Origin of the sequence: Pseudomonas sp. Irchel s3f10 (assembly GCF_900187515.1) — a bacterium.
Taxonomy (GTDB): domain Bacteria; phylum Pseudomonadota; class Gammaproteobacteria; order Pseudomonadales; family Pseudomonadaceae; genus Aquipseudomonas; species Aquipseudomonas tensinigenes.
This window is the reverse complement of record NZ_FYDZ01000007.1, coordinates 39,162-56,170: the sequence shown is the minus strand read 5'-3', so window position 1 is coordinate 56,170 and position 17,009 is coordinate 39,162. Positions and strand designations below refer to the sequence as shown.

Annotated in this window: 14 protein-coding genes; 6 read left to right on the top strand and 8 right to left on the bottom strand. The window is 59.9% G+C overall.

Annotated elements, in window-relative coordinates:
* Together parC and CKW17_RS16550 are read left to right on the top strand one after the other, a co-directional pair.
* Window positions 1–2,265, top strand: a complete 2,265-nt coding sequence (gene parC / locus CKW17_RS16555) for a DNA topoisomerase IV subunit A (protein WP_095120647.1) — start codon at window positions 1–3, stop codon at window positions 2,263–2,265.
* 177 nt (window positions 2,266–2,442) lie between these two features.
* Window positions 2,443–3,153, top strand: coding sequence for a membrane integrity-associated transporter subunit PqiC (locus tag CKW17_RS16550; protein ID WP_095120646.1), 711 nt, complete (start codon window positions 2,443–2,445; stop codon window positions 3,151–3,153).
* A 394-nt stretch (window positions 3,154–3,547) separates the two neighbouring features.
* Here the strand turns inward: CKW17_RS16550 and CKW17_RS16545 are convergent, their stop codons facing one another.
* Window positions 3,548–5,053 (bottom strand): AhpA/YtjB family protein, encoded by a 1,506-nt coding sequence (locus tag CKW17_RS16545; RefSeq protein WP_095120645.1) that lies wholly within the window; start codon window positions 5,051–5,053, stop codon window positions 3,548–3,550.
* Window positions 5,054–5,187: 134 nt separating this feature from the next.
* On the opposite strand from CKW17_RS16545, the gene serB reads away from it, so the two are divergent.
* Window positions 5,188–6,402: a phosphoserine phosphatase SerB gene (gene serB, locus CKW17_RS16540; protein WP_008079219.1), complete on the top strand. Its 1,215-nt coding sequence runs from the start codon at window positions 5,188–5,190 to the stop codon at window positions 6,400–6,402.
* 118 nt (window positions 6,403–6,520) lie between these two features.
* On the opposite strand, the gene CKW17_RS16535 is transcribed toward serB, so the two are convergent.
* The 4 genes from CKW17_RS16535 to CKW17_RS16520 all read right to left on the bottom strand — a co-directional run bounded on the left by CKW17_RS16535 (window position 6,521) and on the right by CKW17_RS16520 (window position 11,618).
* On the bottom strand, window positions 6,521–8,275 hold the full coding sequence (locus tag CKW17_RS16535; protein ID WP_095120644.1) for a molecular chaperone: 1,755 nt from the start codon (window positions 8,273–8,275) through the stop codon (window positions 6,521–6,523).
* Between the two features lie 67 nt (window positions 8,276–8,342).
* Window positions 8,343–9,203, bottom strand: coding sequence for an archaetidylserine decarboxylase (gene asd / locus CKW17_RS16530; RefSeq protein ID WP_008079215.1), 861 nt, complete (start codon window positions 9,201–9,203; stop codon window positions 8,343–8,345).
* A gap of 9 nt (window positions 9,204–9,212) precedes the next feature.
* The gene (gene rhdA / locus CKW17_RS16525; RefSeq protein ID WP_095120643.1) at window positions 9,213–10,037 is read right to left on the bottom strand and encodes a thiosulfate sulfurtransferase; all 825 of its coding nucleotides are present in this window, start codon (window positions 10,035–10,037) and stop codon (window positions 9,213–9,215) included.
* A gap of 42 nt (window positions 10,038–10,079) precedes the next feature.
* A complete protein-coding gene (locus CKW17_RS16520) occupies window positions 10,080–11,618 on the bottom strand; it encodes an HDOD domain-containing protein (RefSeq protein ID WP_095120642.1) in 1,539 nt (512 codons plus the stop codon).
* Window positions 11,619–11,784: 166 nt separating this feature from the next.
* Here CKW17_RS16520 and motA point away from each other — a divergent pair, with 166 nt between their 5' ends.
* The 3 genes from motA to CKW17_RS16505 all read left to right on the top strand — a co-directional run bounded on the left by motA (window position 11,785) and on the right by CKW17_RS16505 (window position 14,942).
* A complete protein-coding gene (motA, locus tag CKW17_RS16515) occupies window positions 11,785–12,636 on the top strand; it encodes a flagellar motor stator protein MotA (protein ID WP_007915795.1) in 852 nt (283 codons plus the stop codon).
* A 3-nt stretch (window positions 12,637–12,639) separates the two neighbouring features.
* Window positions 12,640–13,716, top strand: a complete 1,077-nt coding sequence (gene motB, locus CKW17_RS16510) for a flagellar motor protein MotB (RefSeq protein ID WP_095120641.1) — start codon at window positions 12,640–12,642, stop codon at window positions 13,714–13,716.
* A 92-nt stretch (window positions 13,717–13,808) separates the two neighbouring features.
* Window positions 13,809–14,942, top strand: a complete 1,134-nt coding sequence (locus CKW17_RS16505) for a sterol desaturase family protein (protein WP_095120640.1) — start codon at window positions 13,809–13,811, stop codon at window positions 14,940–14,942.
* Between the two features lie 58 nt (window positions 14,943–15,000).
* Here CKW17_RS16505 and CKW17_RS16500 read toward each other — a convergent pair whose 3' ends face one another.
* From CKW17_RS16500 to CKW17_RS16490, 3 genes are read right to left on the bottom strand one after another with little or no spacing between them, the layout of a single operon-like run.
* Entirely contained in the window at window positions 15,001–15,486 is a 486-nt protein-coding gene (locus CKW17_RS16500; protein WP_095120639.1) for a toll/interleukin-1 receptor domain-containing protein, read from the bottom strand.
* On the bottom strand, window positions 15,486–16,445 hold the full coding sequence (locus CKW17_RS16495) for a caspase family protein (RefSeq protein ID WP_095120638.1): 960 nt from the start codon (window positions 16,443–16,445) through the stop codon (window positions 15,486–15,488). Before CKW17_RS16495 ends, CKW17_RS16500 begins: the two co-directional genes overlap by 1 nt.
* 2 nt (window positions 16,446–16,447) lie before the next feature.
* On the bottom strand, window positions 16,448–16,855 hold the full coding sequence (locus CKW17_RS16490) for a TIR domain-containing protein (protein WP_095120637.1): 408 nt from the start codon (window positions 16,853–16,855) through the stop codon (window positions 16,448–16,450).
* Between the last annotated feature and the right edge of the window lie 154 nt (window positions 16,856–17,009).

The window sequence follows — 17,009 nt, the reverse complement described above, 5'->3', positions numbered from 1 at the left end:
ATGAGCAACCCCCTTGATCTCAGCCTGGACGGTGTAGAACGCCGCTCGTTGGCCGACTTCACCGAAAGTGCCTACCTCAACTACTCCATGTACGTGATCATGGACCGTGCCTTGCCGCATATTGGCGACGGCCTGAAACCAGTGCAGCGGCGTATCGTCTACGCCATGAGCGAGTTGGGCCTGGACGCCGATTCCAAGCACAAGAAATCGGCGCGTACCGTCGGTGACGTGCTCGGCAAGTTCCACCCGCACGGCGACTCGGCGTGCTACGAAGCGATGGTGCTGATGGCCCAGCCGTTCAGCTATCGCTACACGCTGGTCGACGGCCAGGGTAACTGGGGTGCGCCGGACGATCCGAAGTCCTTCGCCGCCATGCGTTACACCGAAGCGCGGCTGTCGCGTTATTCCGAAGTACTGCTCAGCGAACTGGGCCAAGGCACTGCCGACTGGGGCCCGAACTTCGACGGCACCTTGCAGGAGCCGCTGGTGCTGCCAGCGCGCCTGCCGAACATCCTGCTCAATGGCACCACGGGTATCGCCGTGGGCATGGCCACCGATGTGCCGCCGCACAACCTGCGCGAAGTCGCGACAGCGTGCGTGCGTCTGCTCGATGAGCCGAAAGCCACGGTTGAACAGCTCTGCGAACACATTCAGGGCCCGGACTATCCGACCGAAGCAGAAATCATCACGCCGCGCGCCGACCTGCTGAAGATGTACGAAACCGGCAAGGGCTCGGTGCGCATGCGCGCCGTGTACCACGTCGAGGACGGCGACATCATCGTCACCGCGCTGCCGCATCAGGTCTCCGGTGCGAAAGTGCTGGAGCAGATTGCCGCGCTGATGCAGGCGAAACCGTCGAAAGCCCCGCAGATCGCTGACCTGCGCGACGAATCCGACCACGAAAACCCGTGCCGCATCGTGATCATTCCGGTCAACAGCCGCGTCGATCACGAAGCGCTGATGCAGCACCTGTTCGCCAGCACCGAGCTGGAGTCGACCTACCGGGTCAACGTCAACATCATCGGTCTGGACGGCAAGCCGCAGTTGAAAAACCTGCGCGCGTTGCTGGTCGAATGGTTGGAATTCCGCGTGCAGACCGTGCGTCGCCGCCTGCAATTCCGCCTCGACAAAGTCGAGCGTCGCCTGCACCTGTTGGACGGTTTGTTGATCGCCTACCTCAATCTGGATGAAGTGATCCACATCATCCGTACCGAGGAACATCCGAAAGCCAAGCTTATTGAACGTTTCGCCCTCAGCGAGATTCAGGCCGACTACATCCTCGACACCCGTCTGCGTCAGTTGGCGCGACTGGAAGAGATGAAGCTGCGCGACGAGCAGGACGAACTGCTCAAGGAACAAGCCAAGCTGCAAGCCCTGCTGGGCAGCGAAGCCAAGTTGAAAAAACTGGTGCGTACCGAGCTGATCAAGGACGCCGAAACCTATGGCGACGATCGTCGTTCGCCAATCGTTGAGCGTACCGAAGCCAAAGCGTTGACCGAACACGATCTGCTGCCGAACGAGAAAGTCACCGTCGTGCTGTCGGAAAAAGGCTGGATCCGTTCAGCCAAAGGGCATGACATCGACGCTACCGGCCTGTCGTACAAGGCCGGCGATGGCTTCAAAACCTCGGCGGCGGGGCGTTCCAACCAGTCTGCCGTGGTGATTGACTCCACCGGCCGCAGCTATTCGGTTGCCGCGCATACGCTGCCGTCGGCGCGTGGCCAGGGTGAACCGTTGACTGGCCGTCTGACGCCGCCGCCGGGAGCCTCGTTCGAATGCGTGCTGATGCCGGAAGACGACGCGTTGTACGTGATCGCTTCCGACGCCGGTTACGGCTTCGTGGTCAAAGGCGAAGACCTGCAAGCCAAGAACAAGGCCGGTAAAGCCCTGTTGAGCCTGCCGAACAACGCCAAAGTGATCGCGCCGCGCCCTGTGGCTGATCGTGAGCAGAACTGGCTGGCTTCGGTCACGACCGAAGGTCGCCTGCTGATCTTCAAAATCAGCGATCTGCCACAATTAGGGAAGGGCAAAGGCAACAAGATCATCGGTATTTCCGGTGAGCGTGTGGCCAGTCGCGAAGAATATGTCACGGACATCGCCGTACTTCCGGAAGGCGCCACTTTGGTGTTGCAGGCCGGAAAACGCACCTTGTCGCTGAAGGCTGACGACCTTGAACACTACAAAGGTGAGCGTGGACGTCGTGGCAACAAGCTTCCAAGGGGCTTCCAGCGGGTCGATGCGCTGCTCGTCGAAAACCTCAATTAGGCGTCCTAGAGGCGTCGATCCACGATTTAACGCGTAGATCGACGCTTTGGCGCTGGAGTCGGAACGCATATTCACGGATGATATGGCCTTTCCAAGCGCCGGCGTGGCCGAGCGTTCTTCATATTTATTGAGTATTTTCACTGTGGTCAGCCTTGTGGCGGCCACCTGGACGGGATGATGACTGCTCTGCGCCCCCTTATTTTCCTGCTCGCCGGCGTTCTTGGCCTGGCGGGTTGCAGCGTTCACCAGCCGGTGTCGCTGTATCAACTGGACAGCGGAAGTCCGGTTCAGCCTGCGCAAAGCGCTGGCATGGCGGTTTTGTTGGGCCCGGTAGTCGTAGCCGATTACCTGCAACGTGAGACATTGCTGCAACGTCAACCGGACGGCAGTCTGCAAGCGGCGACCGACGGTCGTTGGGCTGGCAGCCTTTCGTCGGATATCGATCAGTTGCTGATGCGTCAGGTGGCGGGTCATCTGGACAGCCAGCGAGTGGTGCTGGCACCGGCCACTTCGGGGTTCACTCCGGATGTGCAGGTGTTGCTGACCATCACGCGTCTGGACTCCGGTCAGAAACAACCGGCGATCCTCGATGCGCAATGGCGTCTGATCGACCGTCGTGGTCAAGTGCGCGATAACCGCATCGTGCATCTGCAAGAGCTGCATGCTGGTAGTACGGCTTCGCAGGTGCAGGCGCAGGGCATTTTGCTGCAGCGTCTGGCCGAGCAATTGTCGGTCGCGCTGAAGCCTTTGGCCAATCAGCCACCGGTGGCCGAAGCGCCGCGTAAATCGGCACCGAAACCGGCCGCGCCGGCGGCGGAGGCCGAGAAGCAGCCGAAGATTCCGATGGCCTCGCCGATTCGGACTGACATGGAAGTGTTCCGCTTCTAAGCTGGATCGAGTCAGAACAGAGCCCGCCTTGTGCGGGCTTTGTTGTGTTTGGGGTTTGGTGGGGAAGATCAAAAGCCCCTCACCCTAACCCTCTCCCGGAGGGAGAGGGGATTGACCGAGGTGTCTGGCGTCATACATCGACCTGAAAGAGCATGGCGATTATGGATTCGGTAGAGCAGGAGCGACCGAGGTGTCTGCGTCATGCGTCGACCTGAAAGAGCTTGGTGATTCTGGATTCACAGCAGGGCGCTCAAGTCGGTGTAGCTCTCCAATATCCCCCAATCAGTTCCCTCTCCCTCGGGGAGAGGGCTAGGGTGAGGGGCTTTTCAGTCATCCACAAAAAAGCCCGCAGACAATCACTCATCTGCGGGCTTCTGTGTTTCTGACTTAAGGCCTACGCCCGACGCTCATGCATCCGCGCCAGTTGCCGCTCAAGCATCGACGGATAAGGCTCCATCAACCGCTCCACGCAGCAAGCCCCCTCAGGGCTGGCGATCGGGCGGATCCGTGCACGCTGGCGGATCAGCGCGTCATCACTGATCTTGCGCTCAACCAGCAGCAGGTTGCGGCTGTGTTGCGACAAGGCCAGCGCGTCCTGGGCCGAATCGGTCAGCAACAGATCAATCTGGCTCAGGCCAAACAGCTCGTCACCCAAAGTCAGGCCCAATTGCAGTTGCAGGGTGATGCCGCTGTCCGCGACTTCAATCTGCAACTGATGACCCAGCGCGCGCAGCAACTCACCGCAGCAGATTGCATTGGTCAGGTAGTCATCGCCACTGTCTTCGGTGTGGAACAGCATCAGCGTGCTGCCGTCGTTCAGCGTTTCGATTTCGCCCTGATACAACGAAGCGGCCTGATCGAGGCAATCGCGATAGCGCTCCTGCAACTCTTCCAGGCGTGCCCGTGGCAAGCGGCGCAGTTGCTCCTGTGAACCCAGTTGCACGGCCAGCACGGCGGTGTGCTGCGGCACGCTTGGCGACGGCTGACGAACGACGGGTTGCGGCGCGCCATTGAGCGACTCGTCGCGCAGGTCGGCGAACGCGTCATCGTCATCATCGTCTTCAACGGTGCTGACCAGATGTCGCGGTGCCGGCTTCTGCGCGGCCATCGGACGGGTTTCGTCGAAACTTGGATCACGCAAGTTGCGCACCTCGAATTCCGTCTCGTCCTCCTCATCCTCGAACTCGGGTTCCGGTTCCGGTGCAGGCTCCGGCGCGTAGTTGGCGTGCAGCTGACGCGCCAGATCGCCAATCTCATCCTGACGCTCTATGCCCGGTGTGTGCTCGTCAATCCGGCGCAGCCACACGCGCAATTGCAGCAACGGCGTCGACAGATAGCGGCCCATGCGCAGGCTCAAGGCCAGCGACAGCGCCAACAGAATCGCACTGAGAATGCCCATGCTTTGCAGGCTGATGGTCATCGGCTGCTGGAACTGATCCATGTCCAGGCTGATGCGCAGTTGCCCGGCGGTCACGTCCTGGAAAGTGATCTTGCTCTCGTACATGCCTTCGGCTTCGCCCAACAGGCTGTGCTTGGGGCGCTGACCGGATTCGGCGAGGATACGGTTATCCACGCTGTAGATCGCCGCGTGGGCCACCAGTTTGTTTTTGGTCAGGTTGTTGAGCAGCACGTTGAGGCTGAGGATGTCGTTGGACACCAACAGCTCCGTGGCGGACGTGGCGGTCTGCGTGGTCAGGCTTTCACCCAGCGCATCGGCCTGCTCGTGCATGGCCTGCTTGAATTGCAAGCCCATTACCCCGGCATAAATCACCAGGGCCAGAGCGACCAGGATCACGTTATGGCTGGCAATGCGCAATGCAATCGGTACACGGCGATGACGCAGTGCACGGAAGATCAGCAGGAAGAAGTTATCGGTTTTAACTGGCGTGGGCCGGTTCACTGAGCTCGGCTCTTTTGTCCGTGAAGTTGACGCGCAGTATAGCGACAGGCCCTAGACCGGCAAAGCGCTCCCGGTGCCCGATGGTCACTGAAAGTGGGTAGAATGCGGTTTTTTTCCAGTTGCGGGGGTGCGCGTTGCGCGAAATCGTCCTGATTAACATCACGGGAGTCGACCGTCCGGGTCTGACTGCGGCCATTACCGGCGTTCTGGCACAAGGTGGTGTGAACATTCTCGACATCGGTCAGGCGGTGATCCACGACACCCTGTCGTTCGGCATCCTGGTTGAAATTCCCGATTCCGAGCAGGGTAAGTCCGTGCTCAAGGACATCCTGTTCAAGGGCTACGAGCTCGACCAGCAGGTGCGCTTCACCCCGGTGTCCGAAGAGGATTACCAGCAATGGGTGGGCAATCAGGGTAAAAAACGCCACATCGTTACCCTGCTGACCCGCAAAGTAACCGCCGGTCAATTGCAGGCGGTCAGTTCGATCACGGCTAAATACGGTTTGAATATCGACCATATCGACCGTCTGTCGGGTCGCATGCCACTGGACACGCCAGCGGACAAGGGCAAGGGCTGCATCGAGTTTTCCGTGCGTGGCGAAGCGGCCGATCCGCAGGCGCTGCGTGCCGAATTCCTCAGCGTCGCTCAGGAGCTGAATGTCGACATCGCCTTCCAGGAAGATTCGCTGTTCCGGCGCAACCGTCGCCTGGCGGTGTTCGACATGGACTCGACCCTGATTGAAGCTGAAGTCATCGACGAACTGGCCAAGGCTGCCGGCGTGGGCGAGCAGGTGTCCGAAATCACTGAGCGGGCAATGGCCGGCGAACTGGATTTCCGCGCCAGCTTCAAAGAGCGTCTGGCTTTGCTCAAAGGTCTGGATGTCAGCGTGCTGGATTCTATCGGTGCTTCATTGCGTCTGACCGAGGGCGCGGAAACGCTGTTCGCCGAACTCAAGCGTCTGGGCTACAAGACCGCGATCCTCTCCGGCGGCTTCACCTATTTCGCCAAGCAATTGCAGGCCAAACTCGGCATCGACTATGTGTTCGCCAACGAACTGGAAGTGGTCGACGGCAAGTGCACCGGCGTGGCGATCGAGCCGATTGTCGACGCGCAGCGCAAGGCTGATTTGCTGAAAGAGCTGGCACACAAGGAGGGTTTGCGTCTGGAGCAGACCATCGCGGTCGGCGACGGCGCGAATGACCTGCCAATGCTGGCGATTGCCGGTTTGGGCGTGGCGTTCCGCGCCAAGCCGTTGGTGAAACAGTCGGCGAAGCAGGCGATTTCCACCCTAGGGCTGGATGGCGTGTTGTATCTGCTGGGCTTCCGCGATCGTGATGGGCAGCTCTGAGATATCTATCGCCTGACTGGCCTCTTCGCGAGCAGGCTCGCTCCCACATTGGAATGCATTTCAACTGTGGGAGCGAGCCTGCTCGCGAAGATAGCGCCGCCGATCCATCGGCGGGCACTTAAAGCGATTTCCACAACGAATCGAAATCCTCCTCACTCCCGCCATTTTTCGCGGCCTCCAGCGAGCGATAGGCAAACTGATTGAAACTGTGCGTACTTGCCACCCGCCGATCCAGCCCGGCGCGGTGTTCTTCGCCTTGGGTATTGATCATCACCTTGCTGCCCTCCTGAAACGGCAAACGTGGTGCCAGCAAGGTTGCCGGCACATCGATTGCACTGATCTCCGGCAACAATAATCCGCGCAGATACTGACTGTGATCGTCCCGCGAGCGCACCAGTTGCAAACCGCAGGGCTGCGCATGTGGCGCCACCAGTTCAATGCCCATTTGCGTGCCGCCACCGCGTACCTGACGGATCCAGCGGATCACCGCAATGCTCCAGCCCAGACTGACACTGTCGTGTATTCCGAGCATTTCTCCGGCCTGCAGTTCGGCGGGCACTTCCTCTGGCCATGCCAGGCAATAACCGCCGGGGCTATGGTTGATCACCGGCAGGGCATGGGTCGGGTAATGGGGTGTGCTGTCGGTGCCGCTTTCGTCCTCGACCAAATGGTCGTACTGGATTTCCTCGTAGGGCAAAAACTGCTCGGCATTACTTTGCGGTGCTGCGTCGAAGGCCTGACTCCAACTGTCCTTTTCACCTTTGATGACGGCACTGCTGAAATTCGCCGAGCGCGCCCCGGGAAGCTTGAGCAGCTCGCTGAAACTGCGCTCGCCGCCGAGGTAGAAGTGCAGGGCGCTCATGCCCACGCACACGGTCAGATTGCCTTGGCCAACGGTCCGCTGAAAACTGCGTTCAGCCGCTTGCCCCCAGCTGGCGTGCAGGTGTTGCAAGGTATCGAAGCTCAGCCCGGCCGGGACGGGCAGCGGCGCCGAAGTGTCCTGATGCAGCAAATGCGCTTCGATGGCATTCACCAGCGGCTGCGGATCGAAACCGAGCAATCCGCGTTGTTGCTCGCTGCGAAACATGCTGCGATAGCGTGGGCCGGCATCCAGTTCTGCACTGATCGCCAGCAGGCCGGCGTCCGGGCTTGCGGGATGCAGCTTGAGCCGCGCGCTCCACGGCTCTAACACGTCGGCCAGCCGCGCGATCTGGTTTTGTCGCAACTGATTGCAACGAGCGCTGCCCAGTAAGAGCGCGGCGATGTAGGTCTGCTCCAGGCTCAGCTCTGTCGTGAGGCTGGCCAAGTCGTCATGCACGGCGCGGTGTTGCAGTTGCAGTTCAGCGGCGCTGCGATACAGCTGATGCAGTTCGAACCAGACATGTTCCGGCGGCGAGCTATACAGCTGCGTGGCGCGCAGCAGTTGGCCTTTGAGTGCATGGGCTGCTCGCTGCAGAGCCATACTGACCAATGCTGCGCGGTCCTTGCGGTACTTTGGCGCAATTCGCAGCACGATCTGTTTGTAGCCGATGGCCAGATGGCTTTGCAGGGCCTGACAGAGATTGCTGATCTTGCGCGACCGCTCGTCGAGCATGATTGCCTGATGCAGGAAGTGCCGCTCCAGATGCAGGCAGACGAAATACACCTCGGGCCGCAGCAGCTCCAGCAGATTGAGGCGATTGTCGCTGGGTGTGAGCAATTGGTTGAGTTCACCCAAGGCTTGATACAACTGGCGGGCGGTTTCGCCGATGTTGGCTTTGGGCAGGTCGGCGATCCAGCGCTTGAGGTCGCGCGGAGTCGCTTCGCAAAACGACAGGCGCGTTTGCGACGGTGTTGGTGCTTGAAGGGACGGCGGGGAGATGGTCTGGCTCATGCCAAAAACCATAGCAGCAAATAACGTAATCTGCGGGAGCGCCTGAGGCGACTCCCGCAGCGGTCAATCAGGCTTTTGGCAGCGCCAGGCCCTGGCCCATCTGCACAGGCGAACCAGCGACCAGTTCTTCAGCCCATTTCACCTGATCCGGCCCAAACAGCACGATGGCGGTCGAACCCAGCTTGAAGCGACCCAGTTCGGCACCTTTTTCCAGATGGATCGGCGCACGCGCGGCTTCGTCATAGCGGAAGGTTTTCAGTTCACGCTTTGGCGGCGTGACCAGACCGGCCCACACGGTTTCGATCGAAGCGACGATCATCGCGCCCACCAGCACCACCGCCATCGGCCCGCGCTCGGTGTCGAAAATGCACGCCACGCGCTCATTACGGGCGAACAGTTCCGGAACGTTTTCAGCCGTGGTCTGGTTGACCGAGAAAATCCGCCCCGGGATGTAGACCATCTCGCGCAGGGTGCCGGCCAGCGGCATGTGCACGCGGTGGTAGTCCTTGGGCGACAGGTAAATGGTGGCAAAGTCGCCGCCCATGAACGGCGCCGCATTGGCCGCGTCACCGCCGAGCAGTTCCAGCACGCTGAAGCTGTGGCCCTTGGCCTGGAACACGCGACCGTGCTCGATCGGGCCGAGCTGGCTGACCGCACCGTCGGCCGGGCTGAGGATCGCGCCCGGGGTTTCGTCCAATGGACGCGCGCCGTCTTTCAGGGCACGGGTGAAGAAGGCGTTGAAATGCTCGTAAGCGGTCAGGTCTTCGACCAGTGCTTGCGACATGTCCACCTGGTAACGCTTGGCGAACCACTGGGTGAAAGCATTCTTGAACCAGCGCACGCGGCACTCGGCAACGCAGCCGGCCAGGCGCGACAGCAGGTGATGAGGCAGCAGGTACTGGCTGAGGATAAACAGACGCTCTTTCATTAGTTGTCCTTAAAAACCTTGAATCTCGACGGGCGTGTCAGGGTGGTTACCCCATTCGCCCCAGGAACCGGCGTAGCCCTTGACCCGCGGATAACCGAGGGACTTGGCCACCAGATAAGTGAAGCCCGACCGGTGATGGGTCTGGCAGTGGGTAATGATTTCTTTGTCCTTGGTGATCCCGAGGTCTTCGAGAATCTGCGGCATGTCTGTGCGAATACGCAGCTGACGGGCCTTGTCCATGCCGGCGGTCCATTCGAAATTGACCGCGCCGGGGATGTGCCCGGCCTTGGCGGCCAGGACTTTCTCGCCGGAATACTCCAGCGGCCCGCGCGCATCCCAGATCGCCAGATCGGCAGCACCGAGACGGCTTTGCAAATATTCGCGCGTGGCAGTCGGCTCGTCGTGCAAAGTCAGCGCAATCGGGCCGCCAACCGCTGGTGGTACCTGGATCGACATCGGCATGCCATCTGCCAGCCACGCCGGCAGACCACCGTCTATATAGTGGTACTTGTCGTGACCGATGACGTCGAGCAGCCAGATGAAGCGCCCGGCCCAGCCGCCACCTTCATCGTCATACACCACGTAGACCGCGTCCTGGCGATGCCCGAGTTCACCGAACAACGCTTCCAGATCGGCTTTGGCCGGCAGCAGGCCCGGCGCCGGCGGCTGGCCGAGCTGGGTGCGCTTCGGGTCGACAAAACGTGCGCCGGGAAGATGACCTTCGGTGTAGCGGGCAGCGCTGGTCAGATCCACCAGAATCAGTTCAGGGGAATCGAGACGCGGGAGCAGGTCGCTCGGCTCGATGACGAGCGGCAAGCCAGAGAAGTCAGACATGTGAGGTCTCCAGAGCACAAAGGGGAGGATTGTAGCGCAGCCTCATCGGCCACGGCTGCTAAAGCTGTGCAGGGCTTTTTCTATGCACTGCGCGGTTTTGCCAAAGGCTTGCACGGTGATGTCGGCGAACGGCCCGCCGCCCTGATCGGCGACGACGATCATGATCACCCGGCCATTGTTGACCAGAGAGCGCAGGAACAGATGCTCGCCACGAAACAGCGTGCGCAGGCTCGACGGCAGCAGGGCGGAGAACTGTGCATTGTTGTCCGGGTTGATGCGCACCTGCGCTTGTTGCGCGAGTAAACGTTGCAGCACGCTACTTTGGCTGACGGCAAAAGTCAGTGCAGCGGCTTCTTTCGGCAAACCATAGGTTTGCTGCACACGCAGACTGGATTGGCTGCGGTCGGCCATCAGGATCATCACCCGGCGCATGCCGCTGGCGGCCAAGGCATCGCGCGCGGCGACGGTCAGGCTCATCGCATTGGTGAAGCGGCTCGGTTCTGCCAGCAATTCGGCGCATTGCTTGCGCCATTGGCCCAAGTCCTCAGCTGTCGGCGCGGCGGCGGGCAGCAGGCCGGCGGGTAAACGACGGGTGCCCCACGGCCACAACAGCGAAACGGCCGGGTGCCACAAATCGGGCATCGCGTGATAACGCGCGCTGTTGGCGGCTTGTTGGTGCAACTGTTGCTGCACTTCGTCCATCGAGATTTGCAGATAAAGGCTGGTCAGGTACTGCCAGCGTTCGCTGTGCGGACTGTCCCAGGCCTGTTGCGCCGACAGCGCCAGACCGTTGGCCAGCAGTACGCTATTAGCCGGTTGATTAAGCCAGCGGCGCAGCGTCGGGTCATCGTCGAGGCGATTCTGCTGGCGCAGCGGATGCTCGCTGTCGCGGGCGATGCGCAGCACTTTCACCAGTTCGCGCTGTTCACTGAGCAGCAGTTTGTAGCCCTGCTGCACCCAGATCGGCAGATGCCAGGCCTGCACCAGTGCCTCGGCAATTTTCAGCAGGCGCACGCCGAACAATTGCTTTTCGACGGTGCGGGCCGACTCGCCCTTGTGGATAACCCGCAGCTCCCATTCCTCAAGCAGTTGCGGATAAGTCAGCGCCAATGGCCACAGCGGCGACAGAAACAGCAGGCTGCCCCAATGAATGTCCTGCCACAGCCGCGCCAGGCGACTGGCAAAAAAACCGTTGGCCTGTTGCGTCGCGTGCTGGCTGATCATTTGCAGTTGGCGCAGGGCCTTGGGGATTTGCATCAGCGGTTCGGCGGGCAGGCGCGTCAGCAGCTCTTCGGTGCGGGCGAGGCCCAGACGATTGATCGCTACCTCGAGATTTTCCGCTGGCGTGGCCATGGTGCCGTGGGTGTGACGATTCGCCTCACGGATGATGCTCAAGGCCAATGCCGGGCTGTCCTGCATCAGGTCGGCGATGTCACGCAACGAGCTGCGGTTGTCGCGAATCGCCCGACAAACCTTGTCGTGAGACTCTTGCGGCACGGGCAGTCGCACGCCATCGAGCAACTTTACCCAGCCGTCGAGTGTGGTCGGTTTTGCGTGTGGGACGTTCGTTTCATTAGCCATGTCTGGAGGGGATCTTCACTGACTGTAGACGCGCCCGGCATGGGCTAAATTGGCTTTTCGCCTGAACTGGCTATAGTCTGGCGCAGTTTTGCCGATAAGTAGAAGAAGAGATTTTTTAACTTCCGAATATGACCTTGAACCCGACTTAAGTAAGTACTTTCTACCTATGGCTAAAATTATCGGCATCATCGTCGTATTCGCGAGCGTGCTCGGCGGATACGTGCTCTCCCACGGCAAGATTGCCGCCCTGATCCAGCCTTTCGAGGTGTTGATCATCGGTGGTGCTGCACTCGGTGCATTCCTGCAGGCCAACCCCGGCTACATGACGATGCACGTGCTCAAGAAATCCCTGAGCATGTTCAGTTCGCGCTTCAGCCACACGTTCTACCTGGAAGTGCTCGGCCTGATCTACGAGATCCTCAACAAGAGCCGCCGCGAAGGCATGATGGCCATTGAAGGCGACATCGAAGATGCCGCCGCGAGCCCGATTTTCGCCAAGTACCCGGCAGTGCTCAAAGACGAACGCATGACCGCGTTCATCTGCGATTACCTGCGCATCATGTCGTCCGGCAACATGGCCCCGCACGAGCTGGAAGGCTTGTTCGACATGGAACTGTACAGCCTCAAGGAAGACCTTGAGCATCCGTCCCACGCGGTGAACGGCATCGCCGACGCCATGCCCGGGTTCGGTATCGTTGCGGCGGTACTCGGTATCGTGGTGACCATGGCCTCGCTGGGTGAAGGTGATCAGAAGTCCATCGGTCTGCACGTCGGTGCGGCACTGGTCGGTACCTTCTTCGGTATTCTCGCGGCGTACGGTTTCTTCGGCCCGCTGGCGCATTCCCTGGCCCACGATGCCAAGGAAGAGCTGAACGTCTACGAAGCCATCAAGGCTTCGCTGGTGGCTTCGGCTTCCGGCATGCCGCCGTCGCTGGCGGTCGAGTTCGGTCGCAAGGTGCTGTACCCGGCCCACCGTCCAAGCTTTGCCGAGCTGGAACAAGCCGTTCGCGGTCGCTAAGCCATGGAAAATAATCAGCCGATTATCATCAAGCGCGTCAAGCGCATAGCCGGCGGGCATCACGGCGGGGCGTGGAAAATCGCCTTCGCCGACTTCGCCACGGCGATGATGGCGTTCTTCCTGGTGCTGTGGTTGCTGTCCACCGCAACGCCGGAGCAGAAGATCGCCATCGCCGGTTACTTCAAAGACCCGGTCGGCTTTTCCGAAAGCGGCACGCCGTACATCATCGACCTGGGTGGCACACCGACCCTGGCCCCGGAAAATACCCTCAACCCTGAGGTGAAATCCCAGCCGCAACCGGACAAGGTCACCGTCGACACCGAACAAGTTGAAGGCATGGCTGAAATGGTCGAGAAAGAGCGCCTCGAACTGCTGCTGCAAGAACTGCAGAACAAGGTCGACGAGAACCCGCAACTGCAGAAATTCAAGGATCAGATCCTCTTCGAAATCACGCCGAATGGCTTGCGTATCCAGATCATGGACGCCGAGAACCGGCCGATGTTCGACTCCGGTTCTGCACGCCTGAAGCCGTATTTCGAAGACATCCTGCTGGCCATGGCCGACACCATCAAAGCGGTGCCGAACAAGATCAGCATCAGCGGCCACACCGACGCCAAGCCATACACTGGCACTGGCGATTTCGGTAACTGGGAACTGTCGGCCAACCGTGCCAACGCTGCCCGTCGTGCGCTGATCGCCGGTAGCTATCCGGATGCGCAAGTGGCGCGGGTCGTCGGTTATGCCTCGTCGGCACTGTTCGACAAGGAAAACCCGTTCAACCCGGTCAACCGTCGTATCGACATTGTGGTGTTGACCAAGAAAGCCCAAGCGGCCATCGAAGGTGCGCAAGGTGCAGACGCTGCGAAGCCAGCGGATCAAGGTCAGAACGGCGCCGCTCCAGCGACGCCGGTTGATCCGAACGCACTGCCAGCGGATCAGCAACCGGTGCCTGCACACGAGCTGCGCGAACGCTTGAACCTGTTCGACGACGCTGCGCCGAAACCGGCTGAGCCGGGGAGTGCGGCGCCCGCGCCTGCTGCCCCGCCAGCCACTGTGCCGGCCCCCGCGCCGAAACAGTGACCGACAAAAAAGCCACGGTCACCGTGGCTTTTTTGTATCTGCCTGCGTCGCAATGACCAGTCGCAGTTTTCGCAATCACGGAAGATCAGTTAATGGAAAGACTCAAAGCCTATTTTCAACGGCATGGCAACGCACCCTTCAAATTTGGCGAGGGGCGGGTCAGTGGCTATATATCAGCCACCCTCGGACTGTTGAGCCTGCTGGCGGTGTTCTGCTTCCTGTTTCCCGAGTGGCTGACCACAGCCGAACTGCGCAAGGTCTATGACGAACAGTTCGCGCGAACCACGCTATTGCTCGGTCTGGTGGTTTCGTTCAGCCTCGGCACCCTGAATATCCTGCTCAACAAACGCAAGCGTCTGGGGATTACCGGTCTGGTTGCATCGGGCCTGGCGGTGTTCCTTGGGGGCACCAACGTACAAGTCAGCTCGATCGGGCAGACCCCGTACTCGTTGGGTCTGGACTGGTTCGTGCTGGCGCTGCTGGTATCGGCCATCGTGTTCATTCCTCTGGAGAAGCTCTACTCCAAGGATCCCGAGCAAAACATCCTGCGCCCGCACTGGCGCACCGACCTGACCTACTTCTTCGTCAGCCACATGCTGGTGCAATTCATCCTGATCTTCATCACTGCCTCGTCGAGTTACATCGCCGGTTGGGCGATGTCGCCGAGCGTGCAGACCAGCGTACAAAGCCTGCCGTTGCTGGTGCAGTTCCTGCTCGCAATCCTGGTTGCGGATCTCGGCCAGTATTGGCTGCACCGGCTCTATCACGTGGTGCCATTTCTGTGGCGCCTCCACGCGGTGCATCACTCCAGCACGCACATGGACTGGCTCGCCGGCTCGCGCGTGCACTTCATCGAAATCCTGCTGACCCGCACCGGCGTGCTGGTGCCGTTGATGCTGCTGGGCTTCGCCCCGCAAGCGTTGAACGCCTATGTGATTCTGGTCGGTGTCCAGGCCGTACTGGCCCACGCCAACGTGCGAATCAACGGCGGCTGGCTGAACTACCTGATCGTGCTGCCGCGCTACCACCACTGGCACCACGCCCGGCACAAGGATTACATCTACAAAAACTACGCGATCCACACGCCGCTGGTGGACATGTTGTTCGGCACGTTCAAATTGCCGCCGAAGGAGTGGCCGGTGCGTTACGGCGTGTTCGGCAAAGAATTGCCGGGCGGGATTGTGCGTCAGCATTTATATGCGTTTCGCAAGCCTGAGCCGAAGTAGGTTTGGAAGTTGAAGAAAGCCACGGTTACCGTGGCTTTTTTGTATCTGCCGATGGGCTCTAAAAACCGCGCCGAATCCGGTTTTTCAGTTGGTCGTGGAATACCTCTGCGTTGCGTTTATAGGTGCCGCTAAAGGATTCATTGCTCGAATCCAGCGTCATCGAACGCTTGCTCGACACCTCCTCACGATACGCATCGATAAAGAAATTCAGATCTTTATCCGTGCTCAACTTCGGCCACTTGTCCAGGTACAACGGCAATTCTGCGGGGCCGGTCTTGAACGAGCAGATCCGGCGGTTGCTGATAGTCGCCTCACCAATTTCGAACGGCACCCACCACGACAACGCAGTCTTTTCCGAGACCACTGCCAGCAGGTGCGTGCATTCGGTGATGTTGCGGGTGATGACCCCGGTGATGTCGTCGGTGGTCTGCGACTCGGGGTCGAGCACATCGAGGTAGGTCTTGATGTTGGCCTGGATAAGGCGGCTGTTGATGGCGATGGCGTGGGCGCGATCCATGTGGCGGTAGCTGATGAAGACGGGCATCAGAAGTGTCCTTTGAGGGCGAGTTCGCGGTAGTAGGCGCCGAGGGCGGTGAGGCGGCAGCCGGTGGAATTGATGGCCGCGTAATACATGTGTTCGGCGTCCACCGGCTCGACCAGGCTGTGGCGGTTGCACATTTGCAATTGTTTGAAGATGTCGCCGTGATCGGCATCGAACGAGGGTTCTGTGGGCTCGTAACTTGGATCGAGCCTGAAGACGAAACTCGGCTCGGGGAACCAGTCCTTGAGTTTGCGCAGGGTTTCTTCGGCGATCAGCGGTGCCACTTCGCGTAGCGGCACGAACTGCGAGACATTGGTCTTGAATACCGGACGCTGCTCCCAGGCACCCAGTGCATTGTCGACAAACGAGTAAACGCTACCGGGGGTGACCTTGCCGAGCACGTTGGCGGCGCCACCGTGCAGCGCTTGCAGCAGCAGGTCGGTGAATACGCCATGGCCACGACTTTCCAGAGCGGACTGTTCTTTTTTACAGGCCGTGAGAATGGTCATGCCTTCGCCAATCACACTGCTACCACCGCGCAAACCGCGCATGGCAGCGGCCGCGCCGGCCTGGCAGCAATCGAGGATGATGATTTTGTTTTTGATCTGCGACGCCTGATCAGCCCACAGCAGAATGTCGCTGATGCGAATGCCTTCCCCGCCGTGTTTGAAGTCCTGCGGAATCAGCAGCCCTTCGTCGATGCTGGTGTCGAACTGGCCATGGCCGGCGAAGTACAACAGAGCCACGTCGCAATCACCGGAAAACAGACTCTGAATCTGTTGCTTCAGGGTGTTAAGTGTCAGGTTTTCCTCAGATGAGGTCAGCACTTTACTGCTGAAGTTCGGGCGCCCGTTGGCGTGGCGTTCCAGCACCGACGCCATGGCCATCGCATCGTTGTTGCAGCCGCTCAATGGCGCCACGTGCTGGTAATGATTGATGCCGATAAACAGTCCCTTGCGCATGGTTACACCGCCGTATGCAGACGAATCGCGCTAACGATGCTTTTGGTGCTCCACGCGCACTCAGCATGCGCGGCATTGCGCACCACGGTAGAAATCCGCTCGGCGCCGAACGGTTTGATCGCGATGATCACCTTGCCCATGCGCTTGGCGATCTCGATTTCCTTGTTGATCCACTTGCTGTAGGTCGAGTACATGCCAGCCATGATCAGCACCGCCGAGCAAGGGCGGATCTTGTTCTCGATGGCTTCTTCCAGTTGCTTGTCGGTTTGCGCACCCATGATCGGGTTATGCGGCGGTACGGAAAAATTCTTGAAGGTGAAACCCGGTTGCGCGCCGAGCAGGCGTACCAGATTGTCGTGGGCGTGGGAGTAGTTCCACGAATGGCTGATGAACAGATGATAGGTTTGCATGGGGTTCCTCGGAAGTCGCGAATGTGCGAAGGAGGAACCGACTGTAGGCATCTGCGTGATGCCTACAAGGTGCTGGCAGCAAAAGAGAAATGTCCTGCAAACGGGTGTGCGGACGCCTACAGAAACGTCTGATGTTTAAGCGTTTTAGGGATTT